The 18,257-nt window shown below is 62.0% G+C and carries 22 protein-coding genes and 2 tRNA genes; 18 read left to right on the forward strand and 6 right to left on the reverse strand.

Annotated features, from left to right (window positions below; all coding sequences use genetic code 11):
- Positions 1 to 131 precede the first annotated feature (131 nt).
- The 9 genes from ACP7DW_RS16060 (at position 132) to ACP7DW_RS16100 (ending at position 8,152) form a co-directional block, all read left to right on the forward strand.
- Positions 132 to 2,336, forward strand: a complete 2,205-nt coding sequence (locus tag ACP7DW_RS16060) for a two-component system response regulator (protein ID WP_426055248.1) — start codon at positions 132 to 134, stop codon at positions 2,334 to 2,336.
- A gap of 160 nt (positions 2,337 to 2,496) precedes the next feature.
- Positions 2,497 to 3,339: an urease accessory protein UreD gene (locus ACP7DW_RS16065; RefSeq protein ID WP_426055247.1), complete on the forward strand. Its 843-nt coding sequence runs from the start codon at positions 2,497 to 2,499 to the stop codon at positions 3,337 to 3,339.
- Positions 3,340 to 3,360: 21 nt separating this feature from the next.
- Positions 3,361 to 3,663, forward strand: a complete 303-nt coding sequence (locus tag ACP7DW_RS16070) for an urease subunit gamma (RefSeq protein ID WP_426055246.1) — start codon at positions 3,361 to 3,363, stop codon at positions 3,661 to 3,663.
- A 21-nt stretch (positions 3,664 to 3,684) separates the two neighbouring features.
- Positions 3,685 to 4,014: an urease subunit beta gene (locus tag ACP7DW_RS16075; protein ID WP_071076649.1), complete on the forward strand. Its 330-nt coding sequence runs from the start codon at positions 3,685 to 3,687 to the stop codon at positions 4,012 to 4,014.
- A 1-nt stretch (position 4,015) separates the two neighbouring features.
- Positions 4,016 to 5,716 (forward strand): urease subunit alpha, encoded by a 1,701-nt coding sequence (ureC, locus tag ACP7DW_RS16080; RefSeq protein WP_426055245.1) that lies wholly within the window; start codon positions 4,016 to 4,018, stop codon positions 5,714 to 5,716.
- Between the two features lie 13 nt (positions 5,717 to 5,729).
- Positions 5,730 to 6,254: an urease accessory protein UreE gene (gene ureE / locus ACP7DW_RS16085; RefSeq protein WP_426055244.1), complete on the forward strand. Its 525-nt coding sequence runs from the start codon at positions 5,730 to 5,732 to the stop codon at positions 6,252 to 6,254.
- Positions 6,254 to 6,934, forward strand: coding sequence for an urease accessory protein UreF (locus tag ACP7DW_RS16090; RefSeq protein ID WP_426055506.1), 681 nt, complete (start codon positions 6,254 to 6,256; stop codon positions 6,932 to 6,934). The genes ureE and ACP7DW_RS16090 overlap by 1 nt, the downstream gene beginning before the upstream one ends.
- Positions 6,935 to 6,956: 22 nt before the next feature.
- Positions 6,957 to 7,595: an urease accessory protein UreG gene (ureG, locus tag ACP7DW_RS16095; protein ID WP_034783159.1), complete on the forward strand. Its 639-nt coding sequence runs from the start codon at positions 6,957 to 6,959 to the stop codon at positions 7,593 to 7,595.
- Entirely contained in the window at positions 7,592 to 8,152 is a 561-nt protein-coding gene (locus tag ACP7DW_RS16100) for a HupE/UreJ family protein (RefSeq protein WP_426055243.1), read from the forward strand. The genes ureG and ACP7DW_RS16100 overlap by 4 nt, the downstream gene beginning before the upstream one ends.
- Here ACP7DW_RS16100 and ACP7DW_RS16105 read toward each other — a convergent pair.
- Complete coding sequence (locus tag ACP7DW_RS16105) at positions 8,149 to 8,760, reverse strand: 1-acyl-sn-glycerol-3-phosphate acyltransferase (protein WP_298404313.1); 612 nt, start codon at positions 8,758 to 8,760, stop codon at positions 8,149 to 8,151. The two genes, ACP7DW_RS16100 and ACP7DW_RS16105, sit on opposite strands and share 4 nt — an antisense overlap.
- A gap of 250 nt (positions 8,761 to 9,010) precedes the next feature.
- Here ACP7DW_RS16105 and ACP7DW_RS16110 point away from each other — a divergent pair, with 250 nt between their 5' ends.
- Positions 9,011 to 9,232 (forward strand): hypothetical protein, encoded by a 222-nt coding sequence (locus ACP7DW_RS16110; RefSeq protein WP_426055242.1) that lies wholly within the window; start codon positions 9,011 to 9,013, stop codon positions 9,230 to 9,232.
- A 48-nt stretch (positions 9,233 to 9,280) separates the two neighbouring features.
- Here the strand turns inward: ACP7DW_RS16110 and ACP7DW_RS16115 are convergent, their stop codons facing one another.
- From ACP7DW_RS16115 to ACP7DW_RS16125, 3 genes are all read right to left on the reverse strand, one after another.
- Positions 9,281 to 10,345 (reverse strand): alkene reductase, encoded by a 1,065-nt coding sequence (locus ACP7DW_RS16115; RefSeq protein WP_426055241.1) that lies wholly within the window; start codon positions 10,343 to 10,345, stop codon positions 9,281 to 9,283.
- A gap of 56 nt (positions 10,346 to 10,401) precedes the next feature.
- The gene (locus tag ACP7DW_RS16120) at positions 10,402 to 10,698 is read right to left on the reverse strand and encodes an ArsR/SmtB family transcription factor (protein WP_426055240.1); all 297 of its coding nucleotides are present in this window, start codon (positions 10,696 to 10,698) and stop codon (positions 10,402 to 10,404) included.
- A gap of 122 nt (positions 10,699 to 10,820) precedes the next feature.
- Positions 10,821 to 11,183 (reverse strand): DUF1304 domain-containing protein, encoded by a 363-nt coding sequence (locus ACP7DW_RS16125; protein ID WP_426055239.1) that lies wholly within the window; start codon positions 11,181 to 11,183, stop codon positions 10,821 to 10,823.
- 194 nt (positions 11,184 to 11,377) lie between these two features.
- Between ACP7DW_RS16125 and sugE the strand changes: the two genes are divergently transcribed.
- Together sugE and ACP7DW_RS16135 are read left to right on the forward strand one after the other, a co-directional pair.
- Positions 11,378 to 11,698, forward strand: a complete 321-nt coding sequence (gene sugE / locus ACP7DW_RS16130) for a quaternary ammonium compound efflux SMR transporter SugE (RefSeq protein ID WP_289949514.1) — start codon at positions 11,378 to 11,380, stop codon at positions 11,696 to 11,698.
- 23 nt (positions 11,699 to 11,721) lie between these two features.
- Entirely contained in the window at positions 11,722 to 12,051 is a 330-nt protein-coding gene (locus ACP7DW_RS16135; protein ID WP_426055505.1) for an SMR family transporter, read from the forward strand.
- Here ACP7DW_RS16135 and ACP7DW_RS16140 read toward each other — a convergent pair whose 3' ends face one another.
- On the reverse strand, positions 12,052 to 13,014 hold the full coding sequence (locus ACP7DW_RS16140) for a succinylglutamate desuccinylase (protein WP_426055238.1): 963 nt from the start codon (positions 13,012 to 13,014) through the stop codon (positions 12,052 to 12,054). It abuts the gene before it with no gap.
- 139 nt (positions 13,015 to 13,153) lie between these two features.
- Here ACP7DW_RS16140 and ACP7DW_RS16145 point away from each other — a divergent pair, with 139 nt between their 5' ends.
- Positions 13,154 to 14,266, forward strand: coding sequence for an acyltransferase family protein (locus ACP7DW_RS16145; protein WP_426055237.1), 1,113 nt, complete (start codon positions 13,154 to 13,156; stop codon positions 14,264 to 14,266).
- A 3-nt stretch (positions 14,267 to 14,269) separates the two neighbouring features.
- On the opposite strand, the gene ACP7DW_RS16150 is transcribed toward ACP7DW_RS16145, so the two are convergent.
- The gene (locus ACP7DW_RS16150) at positions 14,270 to 14,734 is read right to left on the reverse strand and encodes a hypothetical protein (protein WP_426055236.1); all 465 of its coding nucleotides are present in this window, start codon (positions 14,732 to 14,734) and stop codon (positions 14,270 to 14,272) included.
- Between the two features lie 148 nt (positions 14,735 to 14,882).
- Between ACP7DW_RS16150 and ACP7DW_RS16155 the strand changes: the two genes are divergently transcribed.
- From ACP7DW_RS16155 to rpmI, 5 genes are all read left to right on the forward strand, one after another.
- Positions 14,883 to 14,959: transfer RNA gene (locus ACP7DW_RS16155), tRNA-Val, on the forward strand.
- Positions 14,960 to 15,039: 80 nt separating this feature from the next.
- Positions 15,040 to 15,116: transfer RNA gene (locus ACP7DW_RS16160), tRNA-Val, on the forward strand.
- A 210-nt stretch (positions 15,117 to 15,326) separates the two neighbouring features.
- Positions 15,327 to 17,234, forward strand: a complete 1,908-nt coding sequence (thrS, locus tag ACP7DW_RS16165; protein WP_426055235.1) for a threonine--tRNA ligase — start codon at positions 15,327 to 15,329, stop codon at positions 17,232 to 17,234.
- A gap of 12 nt (positions 17,235 to 17,246) precedes the next feature.
- Entirely contained in the window at positions 17,247 to 17,807 is a 561-nt protein-coding gene (gene infC, locus ACP7DW_RS16170) for a translation initiation factor IF-3 (protein WP_426055504.1), read from the forward strand.
- Between the two features lie 227 nt (positions 17,808 to 18,034).
- Positions 18,035 to 18,232: a 50S ribosomal protein L35 gene (gene rpmI, locus ACP7DW_RS16175; RefSeq protein WP_010399216.1), complete on the forward strand. Its 198-nt coding sequence runs from the start codon at positions 18,035 to 18,037 to the stop codon at positions 18,230 to 18,232.
- Positions 18,233 to 18,257: the final 25 nt, after the last annotated feature.

Genomic DNA, 18,257 nt, shown 5'->3' on the forward strand with positions numbered 1-18,257 from the left:
GTGCCGTGGATGGATGGTGCTAAATTGCAATAAAGATTATGATGATAGTACGTAGTTCATCGCAAAAGAAATGTCTTGTCCAGCGTGGCAATCGAGCGCCGCGCCTCATCCAAAGCTGAGAGAACTGCTACATGCACCGCGATTTTTCGGAAGTGAATGCTAAGGGCGAAGTACTGATCGTTGAAGATACACCGGCTTCGCTGAAGCTGTTGAGCGACTTGCTGGGCGCCGCCGGCTATGCGGTGCGTCAGGCGCCGAATGGTGAACTGGCCCTGTGGACAGCCCAGGCGCGCCCGCCGGAGCTGATCCTGCTCGACGTGCGCATGCCGGGCCTCGACGGCTTTGAGGTGTGCCGCCGCCTGAAGGAGATACCGTCCTTGCGCCAGGTGCCGGTGATCTTCCTGTCGGCCCAGTACGATACGGACGACAAGGTGCGCGGCTTTGCGCTGGGCGCCGTCGATTTCATCGCCAAGCCTTTCCAGGCCGAGGAAATCCTCGCCCGTACCGACGCGCACGTGCGCCTGGCGCGGGCGCAGCTGCAGCTGGCGCAGGAGCGCGCCAACCTGGAGCGCAGGGTGGCCGAACGCACGGCCGAACTGGAACAGGTGGCCAGCACCCTGGCGCGCGAAGTGCAGATCCGCCGCGCCAATGAAGAATTGCTGCGCCTGTCCGGCCAGGTCTTCGAAGCCACCCAGGACGCCATTTTGATTACCGATCCTGCCGGCATCATCGTCACCGCCAATCCCGCCTTTACGCGCATCACCGGCTACGCGGCGCAGGAAGTGGTGGGCACGGACATCCTGCGCCTGCACGCCGAACACACGGGCGAAGCGGTGCTGCAGGCCATGCGCCAGGGCTTGCGCAGCAGCGGCTGCTGGTCGGGCGAGGTGCAGACGCGGCGCAAGAGCGGCGACACCTATCCCTGTTTGCTCAGCGTGTCCACCGTGCATGGCCCGGACGGCGCCGTCGTTAACTATGTGGGCGTCTTCCTCGATATCAGCGAGCGCAAGGCCGAGCAGCACTTGATCGATTTCCTCTCCTACCACGACGCGCTGACGGGTTTGCCGAACCGCGTGCTGCTGCGCGAGCGTTTCGAACAGGCGCGCGCCAACGCCCTGCGCGACAGCCAGCAAGTGGTGCTGATGTGCCTGGACCTGGACCGTTTCAAGAACATCAACGATTCGCACGGCCAGGCCGTGGGCGACAAGGCGCTGCAAGTGGTGGCGCGTTTCCTCTCCGGCTGCGTGCGCGAGGGCGACACCGTGGTGCGCCAGGGCGGCGACGAATTCCAGATCCTGCTGCAGGACGATGCCCTGTTGGGCCGCACCTTGGCGCTGGTGCAAACCATCCTGGCCGGCTTGCGCGAAGAGCTCAATGTCGGTGGCGAGCGCCTGGCGCTGACCACCAGCATCGGCATCGCCATGTGCCCGGCCGACGGCGACAGCCTCGACGACGTGCTGCGCCACGCCGACACGGCCCTGGTGCGCGCCAAGGAAATGGGGCGCGATCATTACGCCTTCTTCACGGAGCGCATGGGCAGCGATATCCGCGCCCGCCTGGCCATGCAGCAGCAGCTGCGCGGCGCCATCTGCCGCGATGAATTCGAAGTGCACTACCAGCCGCAGATGTGCTTGCGCACGGGCGCCTTGCTGGGCGCGGAAGCCCTGCTGCGCTGGGAGAACCCGGTGCTGGGCAAGGTGTCGCCGGGCCTGTTCATCGCGCTGGCCGAGGAATACGGCCTGATCACGGCCATCGGCGAATGGGTGCTGGAAAGCGTCTGCGCCCAGATCCGCGCCTGGCACGACGCAGGCCTGGGCAGCATCAAGGTGGCCGTCAACCTGTCCGGTAAACAGTTCGCGCAGGATCGCACGGTGCCTTTCGTCGAGGCGGTATTGCGTAAATACGGCATCGCGCCCGCCTGCCTGGGTATCGAGATCACGGAAAGCACGGTGATGGGCGACCCGGACAAGGCGGTGGCGGCGCTGACGCGCCTGAAGGATATCGGCGTGGGCATTTCCCTCGACGACTTCGGCACCGGCTATTCCAGCCTGGGCTACCTGAAGCGTTTTCCCATCGACGTGCTGAAGATCGACAAATCCTTCGTCGACGACGTCACCACCAGCAGCAGTGACGCGGCCATCGCCCGTTCCGTCATCTCGCTGGCACACAACCTGGACATGCGCGTCATCGCCGAAGGCGTGGAAACGCGCGAACAGGTGGACTTCCTGACGGAACACGGCTGCGACGAAATGCAGGGCTATTATTTCAGCCGGCCCCTGGCTGCCGCACCATTCACGGCCTTGCTGCGTGAGCGGCGCACCCTGGCCGTGGCCTGAACATACACGCCGCGGTGCGGCCGATGCACCATGCCGGTGCATTCGCAGCAGCGCGGTGCAGGATGCTCACTTTTTATTCCTCTGACGCTGGCACATATCCTGCTTAGGTAATCGCTTATTTACGCGATTGCCCCGCATGCCAGACAGTACCCATCCAGCCATGCCTTCACAGCCCAGCGCGCACGGCGCCTGGCAGGCGCATTTGCGCCTCGGTTTTGCGCTGCACGATGGCGTCAGCCGCCTGGTCGAGCGCACGCACCGCGGCCCTTTGCGCGTGCAAAAGCCCTTGTACCCGGAAGGCGATGCCGTCTGCCACGCCATCATCATCCATCCGCCAGGCGGCGTGGTGGGCGGCGACCAGCTGGCCGTCGACGCCACGGTGGGCGCGGGCGCACACGCCTTGCTCACGTCACCGGGCGCCGCCAAGTGGTACCGCGCGAATGGCCACGTCTCGGGTCAGCACATCGTGCTGCGCGCGGGTACCGGCGCCGCCATCGAGTGGCTGCCGCAGGAAAGCATTTTCTTCGACCAGGCGTGCGTGCGCCTGCGTCACGAGGTGGAACTGGCGCTCGATGCCAGCTACATCGGCTGCGACATCGTCTGCCTGGGCCGCAGCGCCTCGGGCGAAATGTTCAACACGGGCAGCATCAGCCAGCAGGTGCAGATCCGCCGTGGCGGCAAGCTGCTGTGGTGGGAGCAGGGCGTGCTGGCGGGAGGCGGCGCGCTGATGGCCAGTCCCCTGGGGCTGGCCGGCCACACGGTATGCGCCACCCTGATCGCCGTCGGCACACCCGTTTCTTCATCGGTACTGGCGGCCGTGCGCGAGATCGCCGTGCCGGCCGGCGCCGTGTTTGGCGCCACGCACATGAAAGCGCTGGTGGTGGTGCGCCTGCTGTGCGGCGACAGCGAGGCGGCGCGCCGGATCATGCTGGCCGCCTGGCTTCTGCTGCGCCCCGCCATGCTGGGACGCGACGCCGTCGTGCCCCGCATCTGGAACACTTGAACAGGAAAGACTAGGAAAACCATGGACCTGACTCCCCGCGAAAAAGACAAGCTGCTCATTTTTACGGCCGCGCTGCTGGCCGAACGGCGCCTGGCGCGCGGCTTGAAATTGAATTATCCCGAAGCGGTGGCCCTGATCAGCGCCGCCATCATGGAAGGCGCGCGCGATGGCAAGTCGGTGGCGCAGCTGATGTCGGACGGTAGCAAGATACTCTCGCGCGCCGACGTCATGGACGGCATCGCCGAGATGATCCCCGATATCCAGGTGGAAGCGACCTTCCCCGATGGCAGCAAGCTGGTGACCGTGCACCATCCGATACCGTAGTCTTTTGAGAAGGAGCCCCTCATGACCCCAGGTGAATACAAATTGGAAGAAGGCGAGATCAGCCTCAATGCGGGCCGCGCCACGGCCACCGTGGTGGTGGCCAACCGGGGCGACCGGCCGATCCAGGTGGGCTCGCACTTTCACTTTTTTGAAGTCAATCCGGCGCTGGCCTTCGAGCGCTGGCGCGCCTACGGCATGCGCCTCAATATCACGGCCGGCACGGCAGTGCGCTTCGAACCTGGCCAGCAGCGCACGGTGGAACTGGTGGCGCTGGCGGGCGAACGCAAGGTCTACGGCTTCAATGGCGCAGTGATGGGCGACCTGCAAGACACTCCACCGGGAAAGGATTGAGATGGCCAGCATTCCCCGCAGCGCGTATGCCGAGATGTTCGGCCCCACCAAGGGCGACCGCATCCGCCTGGCCGACACGGAACTGTTCATCGAGATCGAGCATGACTATGCGATCTACGGCGAAGAAGTGAAGTTCGGCGGCGGCAAGGTGATCCGCGACGGCATGGGCCAGTCGCAGCGCTGCGCGGCCGAGGTGATGGATACCGTCATCACGAATGCCGTCATCCTCGACCACTGGGGCATCGTCAAAGCCGATATCGGCCTGAAAAACGGCCTGATTTTCGGCATCGGCAAGGCGGGCAACCCGGACATCCAGCCTGGCGTGACGCTCTCCATCGGCGGCGCCACCGAGATCATCGCCGGCGAAGGCCTGATCGTCACGGCCGGCGGCGTCGACACGCACATCCACTTCATCTGCCCGCAGCAGATCGAGGAAGCCCTGATGAGCGGCGTGACGACCATGCTGGGCGGCGGCACGGGACCGGCCGTGGGCACGGCCGCCACCACCTGCACGCCGGGGCCATGGCATCTGCACGCCATGCTGGCGGCCGCCGACGCCTTCCCGATGAACCTGGGCTTCATGGGCAAGGGTAACGTCAGCCTGCCGCTGCCGCTGGAAGAGCAGGTGCGCGCGGGCGCCATCGGTTTGAAACTGCACGAGGACTGGGGCAGCACGCCGGCCGCCATCGACAACTGCCTGTCCGTGGCCGACCGCATGGACGTGCAGGTGGCGCTGCACAGCGACACCCTGAATGAGGGCGGCTTCCTGGAGCACACCCTGGCCGCCTTCAAGGACCGCACCATCCACACCTTTCACACGGAAGGGGCAGGCGGCGGCCATGCGCCCGACATCATCGCCGCCGTGGGACAGGCCAACGTGCTGCCGTCATCGACCAATCCGACGCGCCCGTTTACCGTCAACACGCTCGACGAGCACCTGGACATGCTGATGGTGTGCCACCACCTGGACCCGGCGATTGCCGAAGACGTGGCGTTTGCCGAGTCGCGCATCCGCCGCGAAACCATCGCCGCGGAAGACATTTTGCACGACATCGGCGCCATTTCCATGATGTCGTCCGACTCGCAAGCCATGGGCCGTGTCGGCGAAGTGATCATGCGCACCTGGCAGACGGCGCACAAGATGAAGGTGCAGCGCGGGCCGCTGGCGCCCGACACGGCGCGCAGCGACAATTTCCGCGCCAAGCGCTACATCGCCAAGTACACGATCAACCCGGCCATCACGCATGGGATATCGCACGTGGTCGGTTCCATCGAGGCGGGCAAGATCGCCGACATCGTGCTGTGGAAGCCGGCCTTTTTCGGCGTCAAGCCGTCGATGATACTCAAGGGTGGCATGATCGCCGCCGCGCAGATGGGCGACCCGAACGCCTCGATTCCCACGCCGCAGCCCGTGCATTACCGCATGATGTTCGGTGCCTTCGGCGGCGGCCTGAAAAAGTCGTTCACGTTCGTGTCGCAGGCGGCCTACGAGCTCGATATCGGGCATCAGCTCAAACTTAATAAATCCGTCATCGCCGTGAAAAACATGCGCGGCTTGCGCAAGGCCGACATGATCCACAACGGCGCCACGCCGCACATGGAAGTGGACCCGGAAACCTATGCCGTGCGCGCCGACGGCCAACTGCTCGTGTGCGAGGCGGCCGCCGTGCTGCCCATGGCGCAGCGTTATTTTCTATTTTAAGCGGGAGACAAGCATGCTCACATTGCATACCAAGCTGGGAGCGGACGACGACCGCATCCCGTTCGCCCAACTGGTGCTGCCCTATGACCAGCGCGAAAAATGCCGGCTGCGCGCCGTGCTGTCGAATGGCGACGAGGTGGCCGTGTTTACCGTGCGCGGCACGGTGCTGCGCGACGGCGAGCGCATGACGGGACCGGAAGGGCAGGTGGTGCAGATCGTCGCCGCGCGCGAGCCGACCTACCTGGTGCGCTGCGCGGACGCGCACACCCTGCTGCGCTGCGCTTTTCACCTGGGGAATCGCCACACGCAGGCGCAGGTGGGCGACGGCTTTTTGCGCATCCGCAAGGACCCCGTTTTAAAAGAGATGCTGCAAGGCTTGCAGGCGAGCGTGACGGAGGAAAGCGCGCCGTTCGAGCCGGAGGCGGGCGCGTATGGCGGCGGCCATGGCCACCACGACGGCCACGGCCAGCACTTGCTGGCGCCCGTGCCGCTGCGGCAGAAAATCCACCGCCCCGGCGATGTGCCAGGCGCTGCATGATGCAGGCCTCGGCCCTGCTGCATCTGCTGCAGTTCGCCAGCCCGGCCTTGCCGATCGGCGCTTACAGCTATTCGCAGGGGCTGGAAGCGGCGCTGGAATCCGGCCTGGTGGCGGATGCGGCCACGGCGCGCGCGTGGATCGCCGAGCATCTGGCGCACGTGGTGGCGCGCTGGGAAGCGCCGCTGTGCTGGCGCTTGATGCAGGCGTTTGCAGCGCAGGACTTATCCTCCGTGCAGTGCTGGAGCGAGCGTTTCATCGCCTCGCGCGACACGGCGGAATTTCGCGCCGAAACCATCCAGATGGGGTATTCCTTGACCAAATTGCTGGCCGAGCTGGGCGTGGCCGACGGCGTGCTGATCGACATGCTGCAGGGGCAGCCGGAAGTGGCGCTGCCCACAGCCTATGCCTGCGCCGTGGCGGCGCTGGCGATTCCGCGCGAAGAGGCGCTGCTGGCCATGCTGTTCGCCTGGGCGGAAAACCAGGTGCTCGTCTGCGTGAAATCCGTGCCGCTGGGGCAGGTGGCGGGCCAGCGTTTGCTGCTGTCGCTGCGCCCGGAACTGGAAGCGGCGGCGCGCACGGCGCAAACCTTGGCCGACGACGAGATGGGCAACTGGGCGCCCGGCCTGTCGCTGCTGTCGATGCGGCACGAAGTGCAGTACAGCCGCCTGTACCGTTCCTGAACTATTCAATGAAAGAGCAAACATGACATCGATTACCTCCAATCCCCTGCGCGTAGGCATCGGCGGCCCGGTCGGCTCGGGCAAGACGGCCCTGTGCGAAATGCTGTGCAAGGGCATGCGCGAGCGCTACGACATGGCCGTCATCACGAATGATATCTATACCAAGGAAGACATGGAAATCCTGCTGCGCGCCGATGCCTTGCCGGCCGAGCGCCTGATGGGTGTGGAGACGGGCGGCTGCCCGCACACGGCCATCCGCGAGGATGCATCGATCAACCTGGAAGCGATCGCGCGCATGCAGGCAGATTTTCCCAACCTGGACTTGATCCTGGTCGAATCGGGCGGGGACAATTTGGCCGCCACCTTCAGTCCGGAACTCTCGGACCTGACGATCTACGTGATCGACGTGGCAGGTGGCGAAAAAATCCCGCGCAAGGGCGGGCCCGGCATCACGCGCTCCGATTTGCTCATTATCAACAAGACGGACCTGGCGCCGTACGTGGGCGCCAACCTGGACATCATGGCGCAGGACGCCAAACGCATGCGCGGCGAGCGCCCCTTCGTGTTTACCAACTTGCGCAGCGGCGACGGCGTGCAGGTGGTCATCGATTTTATCCGCGAGCAAGGTTTGCTCGATCAACCAGGCAAGGAGCTGCAATGAGCGCAAGACTGATGACAAAAACGGCCGCCGTGGCGGCGCTGTGCCTGCTGGCCTTGCCAGCGATGGCCCACCCCGGCCATGGCGACAGCGTGGGTTTTCTGGCCGGCTTCGCCCATCCGTTCACGGGCATCGATCATTTGCTGGCCATGCTGGGCGTGGGCATCTGGGGTGGCCAGCAGCGCCGCAGCCTGGCCCAGCCCGCCACTTTCCTCGGCATGATGCTGCTCGGCGCGCTGGCCGGCATGGTGGGCTTGACGCTGCCCGGTCTGGAAACGGGCATCGCCGCCACGGTGGCGCTGGTGGGGCTGGCCATCGCGCTGGCGCTGGCGCTGCCGAACTGGCTCGGCATGCTGCTCGTGGGGGTGTTTGCGCTGGCGCATGGCAATGCGCATGGCCAGGAATTACCGGCTGCCTCGGCCGCGTGCGGCTTCCTGCTCGCTTCGGCCGTGCTGCTGGGTGCGGGACGTTTCGCCGGCCAGGTGCTGGCCGGGCGCGTACTGCGCGTGGCCGGCGTGGCCTTGACGGCCGCCGGCGTGGTGCTGATGGGAATAAATTAAGCGCCGGGGCGCTTGTCGGACAGCACGATGGGCGCCGCCTTTTCCGGGTGCAAGCCCTGATGGCCCGCATACACGGCGGCGATGGCGGCCATGTCGGCCTCCTTGTCGCCCGTCAAGTAGATATGGTCGACGACGCCCAGCACCTTGTTCGGGTAGTCGATATACACCAGCAACAGCGGCACCTTGGCAGCCAGGGCCAGGTGATAAAAGCCGCTTTTCCAGTTCGGGCGGTAGCTGCGTGTCGCTTCCGGCGTGATGGCCAGCCAGTACCAGTCGGCGGCCAGCATGCGCTCGGCCTGACGTTGAATCGTGCCGCTGGTGGTGCTGCGGTCGACGGGTTCGCCGCCCAGGTAGCGCAGCACCTTGCCCATCGGGCCGCGGAACAGGGAATCCTTGGCCAGCCAGTGGAACGGCAGCGACAGCGCCCATTTGCCGAACAGGCCCACCATGAAATCCCAGTTCGACGTGTGCGGGTAGACGACGACGATGCCGCGTGGCCCCGGCAGGGGACGGAAGCGCATGCGCCAGCCAAACAGCCGCAGCACGCGCAACGCACAGCGCTGGTGCCAGGTCGGCAAGTCGCCCGCTTGTACAAATAAATCGTCCATTGATACCCTTCAGTGACACTGTTTTTAATCGGATGGCGCTGCTGGCCATTTTCCTTGAAGCAAAAATTCTGCGCAGGCATTCTATACGGGGCTGGCGGTGGCGACAAGCAGCCGAGGCCGCTATTCATGCGGTGTCGGGCCGGCTGTTGCTGCTATTTTAACGATGCTTTGCCACCGTGGCGGGCACTAAATGCACACAATGTGGTCAAAACTTGATACAGCATTGATCCACCCGACGGGGAGCCATGGCATGAATAACAGTATCGAGGATGTACCTGGGGGGCATGTCCGAACGGACAAGGTGATGGCCGAGCTCGTCGAGCGGGGCGTGGCGTTTCATCATGCCCTGGGGCGGACGGTGGCGACAGCCTACTTGCGTGAGCACGCGGTGCCGGCCGAGGTGATACGCCGCGTTTTCAGCAGCGTGCAGGCGCGCCGTCCGGCGCGGCCGGCACGGCGCCGATGGCGCTGAAGGGCAGGCAACAGCGACGAGTGCCGCTGCTGTCGCCCCGAGTGCCGTTTAGGCCAGTGCCGCCAGTGCCGGGTAGTCCGTGTAGCCGGCCGCATCGGGTGCGTACAGCGTATCCGGGTTCAGGGGATTCAAGGGCGCGTCGCTGTGCAGGCGGATGGGCAGGTCGGGATTGGCGATGAACCACAGGCCGAAGGCCACGGCATCGGCTTCGCCCTTGGCCAGCAAGGCTTCGGCCGCCGCCTTGTCCATTTTCTCGTTGGCAATGTACACGCCGCCGAACTCCTGTTTCAGGTACGGGCCCAAGCGGTCTTCACCGAGCGCTTCGCGCGCGCAGATGAAAGCGATGCCCCGTTTGCCCAGTTCGCGCGCCACATAGCCGAAGGTGGCGCGCGGGTCGGAGTCGCCCATGTCGTGCGCGTCGCGGCGCGGCGCCAAATGCATGCCCACCTTGTCGGCGCCCCATACCTCGATGCACGCATCCGTCACTTCCAGCATCAGGCGGGCACGGTTTTCAATCGAACCGCCGTAGTTGTCGGTGCGCAAGTTGGTGCTGTCTTGCAGGAACTGGTCGAGCAAATAGCCATTCGCGCCGTGGATTTCCACGCCGTCGAAACCCGCTTTTTTCGCATTCTCGGCGCCCAGGCGGTAAGCCGCCACGATGCCGGGAATCTCTTCCGTATCGAGTGCGCGCGGCGTGACGAATTCCTGTTTCGGGCGCAGCAGGCTGACATGGCCGGCCGGCTTGACGGCGCTGGGCGCCACGGGCAGGTCGCCATCGAGGAAGACGGGCGCGGAGATGCGGCCCACATGCCATAGTTGCAGCACGATCAGGCCGCCCGCGTCATGCACGGCCTTGGTAATGTGTTTCCAGCCTTCCACCTGTTCTTCGGACCAGATGCCCGGCGTGTCCGCATAGCCCACGCCTTGCGGCGTGACGGCCGTCGCTTCCGAGATGATCATGCCGGCCGAAGCGCGCTGCGTGTAGTACTCGGCCATGAGGGCGTTCGGCACGCGGCCCGGATTGCCGGCGCGCGAACGCGTCAGCGGCGCCATGATGATGCGGTTTTTCAGTTGCAGGCTGCCAATGGTGATGGGGTCGAATAAGGTTGCCATGGTTGCTATCTTTCCTGTCGAGAGTGCCGCGGACGGCGATATGGATGGGGCTGCGGTTACAAACCTTGCTGCATGTGCTGCAGAAAAGCCTGGAGGGTGACTTCATTACGTTTAAAAAAGCTCCATTGGCCAACTTTCCTGGCTGAAATCAAATCGGCCTTTTGCAAGGTAGCCAGGTGGGCCGAGACCGTAGATTGCGACAGACCCAGCTTGCGGTCGATCAGTCCGGCACAGACGCCGAAGTCGAGCGGATGCTCTTGCTGGGCGAAATGCTGCTGCGGCTCCTTCAGCCATTGCAGGATCTGTCGCCGCACGGGATTGGCCAGCGCCTTGTGGATGGCGTCGATGTCCATGGTGTTTCTCCTGATCGATGTTCGTCTGTAGACGATATATGGTTCGTCTTTTGTGAATTTCAATATCGGAATTTTACGATATAATCAAAAAACATGCTGGCGGCGGATATTTCAGGCAAGTATCAGGCGAAATGGAACAGCAGCAGGGCGATGACGGCGGGCACCGTTTGCAGGTAGAGGATGCGCGTCATGACGGTGGCCGCGCCCCACACGCCGGCCACGGCGATGCAGGCCAGGCCGAAGACGGTGAACGCCTGGGCGATGGCCGCGTCCGGGTGAAAAAAGCCCAGCGCCAGCGCGGCGACGAGAAAGCCGTTGTAGCAACCCTGGTTCGACATGGCGGGACGCACGATCTCCGCCTTTTCCTTCGACAGGCCAAACACCTTGCGTCCGCGCGCATCGAACAGCACGGTTTCCAGCAACACGATGTAGACGTGCAGCAGCAAGATGAGGGCGGTAAGGATTTGGGCCAGTAGCAGCATCATTGTTCCCGAGAGTGAGTGGATGCAGCGATTATGCTGCCATCAGCCTCTTTTTTGGCAGCAGCACTGGAAAAAATGTGTTGGCGGCAAGAGCTTGCACCCGATGGTATACTTTTCCTTTTGCTCCTGTGGGGACGACCCCGCTCGATGTGGGGGCTGTATGGCGGGGACGACCCTGCCGCCTCAGGAGAAAAGTAATGGCGTGGATTATTCTGGTACTGGCCGGTTTGCTGGAAATCGGCTGGGCCATCGGCCTCAAATACAGCGCGGGGTTTACCCGTCTGCTGCCGTCCGTACTGACGGCTGTTTCCATGCTGGGCAGCGTGGTGATGCTGGGCCTGGCCTTGCGCACCTTGCCGTTGGGCACGGCGTACGCGATCTGGACGGGCATCGGCACCGTGGGTACGGCCATCTTCGGCATCATGGTGCTGGGTGAGCCGGCCAGCGCCGCGCGCATCGCCTGCATCGCATTGATCGTGTCCGGTATCCTGGGCTTGAAACTGCTCAGCCCACAATAAAGGATGCCAGCATGAGTCTCGCCATGACGTATTTCTACCTGGCCATCGCCATCATCGCCGAAGTCATCGCCACCAGCACCTTGAAGGCGTCCGACGGCTTCAGCCGCTTGTGGCCCAGTGTCATCACCGTGATCGGCTACAGCATCGCCTTCTGGTGCCTGTCGCTGACCTTGAAGGTCATTCCTACCGGCATCGTGTATGCGATCTGGTCGGGCGTGGGCATCGTGCTCATTTCCGCCGTGGGCTGGTTCTGGTTCAAGCAAAGCCTCGATACGCCGGCCTTGATCGGCCTTGGGCTGATCATTGCCGGCGTGCTGGTGATCAATTTGTTTTCGAAGTCCGTCGGGCATTGATCAAAAACTGCTGGCCACCCGCGCCAGGTAATACCACTCGGCATTGGCTTGCGCGTTGACGTCCGGGAACAGGATGTAGGCGTCGAATTCGGCCGTCACGGGCGTGCCGTCCGCGCGCACGCCAATTTGATCACCCTGTTTGACCTTGTCAAAGCTGGACCAAGTCTTGATGAAGCGGTCATCCGCATGCAGCTTGTCGTGCACGACGACCATGTTCAGCGCTTCCATGTCGGCGTCGGCGATCGGTTCCGGCTGCGGCGCGTCGATGAAGCCGAGGAAGGCCAGCGTGTTCATGATGGCGCGGTAGGCCACGTCCGGCGCGGCCGGGTCCGCGTGCTGGCCGCATTCCAGGGTCAGGGCATAGCCACCCGTCGAGCGCATGTATTCGGTGGTGCCCACGCCGTAGCGCAAGACCAGGCCCACCTGGTCGCTATTGCCCAGGCGGCGTTGCACTCCCTGGCCATACGCATGCAGCCAGCCATCGACGAAGCGGCGCACGCCCAGGCGGCGCGCCAGCGCGCGTTCCTTCTCTTCATGTTGAAACGGTTGCAGCGGGCCATCGTTGTTGCGCGGCCCCACCATGACGAAGGGCTGGCTGTCGGCATTGAACGAGTGCAAGTCCAGCAGCACGTCGTGTTGGCCCAGCAGCGGGCACAGCCAGTTGGCGATGCGGTCTTCGAAATCCTGCGGATGGTCGTTCGGGAACAGATTGCGGTTCAGGTTGCGGTCGCCGCTGCGCACGCCCTTGGCATAGGCCAGGGGATTGGTGATGGGCACGAAGGTGACGCTGCCGGCCACGATGGAGAGGGCGCCGCTGTCGAGTTCAGCCATCACGCGGTGGATGCCCTTGGTGCCGCAGGTTTCATTGCCGTGCACGGCGCCCGTGACGATCAGGCGCGGGCCGCTGCCCTGGCCCGTGTAGTTGATGGATTTGAAGTGGAGTGCGCTGCTCATGCTGGACATATCCTATGCTGTTGCGGGAAGGGAAAGCGGGGTCGGCATATTTTAGCGGCATTCCCGGGGTGCACCCGTAAAAATGTGGCCATGGCCGGGTGCGCCGTGGCATGATCGGCGCCACCGTTGTTTTTCCTTGCCGAGATCCATGTCGTTTTCTTCCTCTTCTTCGCGCCTGTATGGCCTCGACACCTTGCGCGCGCTGGCCATCGTGCTCGTCTTCATGAACCATTATCTGCTGTTCGTCAGCGAGGGCGGGGCGTTCGGTTTCTGGGGAGAAATTGGCTGGGTCGGGGTGGACCTGTTCTTTGCCCTCAGTGGCTATCTGATCGGCAACCAGATCTTTGCGGCCTTGCGCAGCGAACACGGCTTTTCCTTGCCGCGTTTCTATGTGCGGCGCTTCCTGCGCACCTTGCCCAGTTTCTATGCCGTGCTGGCGCTGTACTATCTGTGGCCCGCGTTTCGCGGCGAGAGTACGCTGCTGCCCTTGTGGAAATTCCTGACCTTTACGCAAAACATCAACCTGACGCCGGGCACGGCGTTTTCGCATGCGTGGTCCTTGTGCGTGGAAGAACAGTTCTATGTGTTGCTGCCGGCCGTGGCCTTGGCTATCGCGGCGTGCCGCAGATCGCTGCTGTGGGCCTGGCTGGCCGTGGTCGCCAGCTTGATCGTCGGCATGCTGCTGCGTGCGTATCTGTGGGAGGAATATGTGCACCTGCCGCGCGGCGGGTTCGGCTATTACAAGTACATTTACTATGCGTCGTGGTGCCGCTTCGACGAACTGGTGGCGGGCGTGGCGCTGGCGCTGCTGAAGAATTACCATCCCATCGCCTGGACGCGCCTCACGTCCTACGGTAACCGCACCTTGCTGGCGGGAATCGCTGGCACGGCGCTGATGTTTTACGTGTTTCTCACCGATCACTACGGTTATTGGGTGACCGTGTTCGGCTATCCGGCCCTGGCCGCCAGTTTTACCCTGCTGCTGATCGCCGCGCTGAGTCCCTCCAGCATCCTGTACAAGCTGCGCGTGCCGGGTGCGGCCAGCCTGGCATTGTGGTCGTATGCGATTTATTTGCTGCACAAGCAGCTGTGCATTTTGCTGCGCCCGCTTTTGCAGGATATCGGTTACGGGCCGGACAGCCTGCCGGCGATCCTCGTGATGATTATTCTCAGCATTGCCACGGGCTGGCTTTTATATGCATTGGTGGAAACACCGTTCATGCGCTTGCGCGCGCGCTATGTTCCCGCCAATCATGCGTGACGGCTACATGTCGATGACGTCGAGTCCCCGTGGCGTGCCCACCAGCAATTCCAGGATCGCATGCACGCGCAGATTCGTGTCTTCATGTTCCGTGTTGAAGATCAGGGTGCGCAGGCCGGGCACGGCTTCCGTGATGTGGTCGCTGGCGTAGGCATGGATCAATAACAAGACCAGGTCGGTGGCGCCCGCGCCGGGCTGGCGCCGCAGCCGGTCGTGGATCACGTTCAGCAGCGCGCGCTGCATGCGCGGCGTGGGATTGGTGATATAGGCGAAGACGCTCGGCGTGTTGGCGATGGCCGCACAGATGCGCCGTTCGATCTCGTCGGGCTTCACGTCGGAGGCGATATCGAAATACGCGGCGTCCCAGCGCGTGCGCGCATACGGGTGGCCGGGCGGGAAGGAGTCGGCCGTTTCAAAACCGCAGATGCGGCTCAGGGTTTTCAGCCAGGCTAATATGGTGGAGTTCATGCCGCGATTCTAGCGGCATTCCGTGTGTGCCGGGCCGACTCTGTATAAAGAGGGCTGACGCCCGGGAAGCGGATCAAAAACAGATTAAAGTTTCCTGTAAAACAGCCCTTGTCATTCTGGGAAAGCCTCTCTATAATGCTGGTCTTCGGGGCGGTTAGTTCAGCTGGTTAGAATACTTGGTCGACATCCAAGGGGTCGGGGATTCGAATTCCTCACCGCCCACCAGAATTTGGCAGTAGATGGTTTTTAAGCTGGCGCAAGCCGCAAGCAGTCATTTGAAATACAATGATCAACAAAAGTTTTACGGGCGGTTAGTTCAGCTGGTTAGAATACTTGGTCGACATCCAAGGGGTCGGGGATTCGAATTCCTCACCGCCCACCAGAATGCAGTTAGAGAGAAAGGGTAAACCGGTTATGACACCGCGAACTACTACCAAGCTTTGGGAGTGACGCTAGTCGAACGGGTTTCCTTTGTCTCAAGAAAGTGAAAAACGCGGCTAGTCCGCGTTTTTTTGCGTCTGCGTTTTCCTTTCAGTATTTTACCCATCACATCGCAGTTTTACCTGGCGCCAGCGCCGATATGGAGATCAATATGCTTACAATCCGACTTCCCGATGGTTCCGCCCGTCAATTTGACGGCCCGGTCACCGTGGCCCAGGTTGCGGCCAATATTGGTACCGGCCTGGCCAAGGCTGCCCTGGCCGGCAAGGTCGACGGCAAGCTGGTCGATACTTCCTACCTGATCGAGCAAGACGCGGAACTGGCGATTGTCACGGACAAGGATGCCGATGGCCTGGAAGTGATCCGCCACTCGACGGCCCACTTGCTGGCCTATGCCGTCAAGGAATTGTTCCCGGACGCGCAAGTGACCATCGGTCCCGTGATCGACAACGGCTTTTATTATGACTTCGCCTACAAGCGTCCGTTCACGCCGGAAGATTTGACGGCGATCGAAAAGAAAATGGCGGAACTGGCCAAGAAGGATGAGCAAGTCACGCGCAAGGTTGTCGCGCGCGACGAAGCCATCGAGTACTTCAAGGGTATCGGCGAAGCCTACAAGGCAGAGCTGATCGGTTCGATTCCGGCTGACCAGGAAGTGTCGCTGTATTCCGAAGGCAAGTTCACCGACTTGTGCCGCGGCCCCCACGTGCCGTCGACGGGCAAGCTGAAAGTGTTCAAGCTGATGAAGCTGGCCGGCGCCTACTGGCGCGGCGACTCGAAAAACGAGATGCTGCAGCGTATCTATGGCACGGCCTGGGCCAAGAAGGAAGACCAGGAACTGTATCTGCACAACCTGGAAGAGGCGGAAAAGCGCGATCACCGCAAGCTGGGCAAGCAGCTCGATTTCTTCCATTTCCAGGAAGAAGCGCCGGGCCTGATCTTCTGGCATCCGAAAGGCTGGTCGATCTGGCAGCAAGTCGAGCAATACATGCGCAATGTGTACCAGGTCAACGGCTACCAGGAAGTCAAGGCGCCGCAAATTCTCGACCGTGGCCTGTGGGAAAAAACCGGTCACTGGGATAATTACCGTGAAAACATGTTCATCACGGAATCGGAAAACCGCGCGTATGCGCTGAAACCGATGAATTGCCCCGGCCACATCCAGATTTTCAACAATGGCATGCGCAGCTACCGCGACCTGCCATTGCGCTACGGCGAATTCGGCCAATGCCACCGCAACGAGCCGTCGGGCGCCTTGCACGGCATGATGCGCGTGCGCGGCTTTACGCAGGATGACGGCCACATCTTCTGCCTGGAAGAGCAGATCGCCGGCGAAGTGACGGCCTTCCACCAGCAGGCGATGGATGTGTACACGGCCTTCGGCTTCACGAATATCGATGTGAAGCTGGCCTTGCGCCCCGATAACCGCATCGGCACGGAAGAGTCGTGGGATTTCGCCGAGGAATCCCTGCGTTCGGCTCTGCGCGCCTGTGGCGTGGAATGGACGGAATTGCCGGGCGAGGGTGCGTTCTACGGTCCGAAGATCGAGTACCACCTGAAAGACAGCCTGGGCCGCGCATGGCAAGTGGGCACCGTGCAGATCGATCCGTCGATGCCGGGCCGCCTGGGCGCCGAATACGTGGCCGTGGATAACACGCGTCAGGTGCCGATCATGTTGCACCGCGCGATCGTCGGTTCGCTGGAACGTTTCATCGGCATCCTGATCGAACACTATGCGGGCGCCATGCCGTTGTGGTTGTCGCCAGTGCAAGTGTCGGTGTTGAATATTTCCGACGCTCAAGCCGACTACGTACAGGAAGTTACAACAAAACTGCGCAAAGCGGGGCTGCGCGTACAGGCTGATTTGCGTAACGAGAAGATTACCTATAAAATACGTGAACATTCCGTACAAAAATTGCCTTACATCTTAGTAATTGGCGACAAAGAACGGGATGCAAATACAGTGGCCGTGCGGGCGCGGGGCAATATCGATCTGGGCGTTATGTCCGTCGATGCCCTGATTGAGCGACTCAAACATGAAGTCGACACCAAGGCCTGACGAGGAAACTCGCTGCACGACCGTCTTACAAGATTTTTAAAGGAAACTACAATAGCTACTGACAAGTCACATCGCATCAATGGCGAAATCACTGCCCCTGAAATGCGTTTAAGCGGGGTCGATAACGAGCCACTCGGTATCGTAAGTTTGGCTGAAGCCTTCCGCCTGGCGGAAGAGGCAAACGTCGACCTGGTGGAAATTGCGCCTACCGCGCAGCCACCGGTGTGCCGTTTGATGGACTACGGCAAATTTAAGTATTCGGAGCAGAAGAAAGCTCACGAAGCCAAATTGAAGCAAAAGATCATCCTCGTGAAGGAAGTCAAATTCCGTCCGGGGACTGATGATGGTGACTACAATATCAAGTTGCGTAATCTCATCAAGTTCCTCGATGAAGGTGATAAAACCAAAATCACGCTGCGTTTCCGCGGTCGTGAGATGGCGCATCAGGATATTGGCTTCCGCATGCTGGAACGTCTGAAAGCCGATCTGGAGCCGTATGGCCAGGTCGAGCAGTTCCCGAAGATGGAAGGCCGCCAAATGATCATGGTTCTTTCGCCGAAGAAGAAGAAGTAAGCTACAATAGCGTTTTACTGTGAGTCGACGTGATTTGCGCCAGTCTTGGTGCGGCACCCGATTCCAGGCAGAATTTGCGCGGCCCTGACAGCAATGTCCGGGCCGCGCGAACTGTAGCGGACTCGCATCCGCTGCACAGCATGTGAAAGCAGGCATCTAAGCGCAGCGTCGTGTTGCCACCTGCAATCCTGTTATAAATGGAGCTGTCCGTAAGAGGACAGATTGCTATGCCTAAAATGAAGACCAAAAGCTCTGCGAAAAAACGTTTTCGCGTGCGCCCGGGTGGTACTGTTAAATGTGGTCATGCGTTCAAACGCCACATCTTGACCAAGAAAACCACCAAGCTGAAACGCGCTCTGCGCGGTACCACCAATGTCGCTGCGTCTGACGTGAAATCCGTCTACCGCATGATGCCGACTGCTTAATCTCACACTCAATATAAGGAGTTAC

The organism is Janthinobacterium sp. PSRC1-1 (genome assembly GCF_049897525.1).
Taxonomy (GTDB): domain Bacteria; phylum Pseudomonadota; class Gammaproteobacteria; order Burkholderiales; family Burkholderiaceae_D; genus Janthinobacterium; species Janthinobacterium tructae.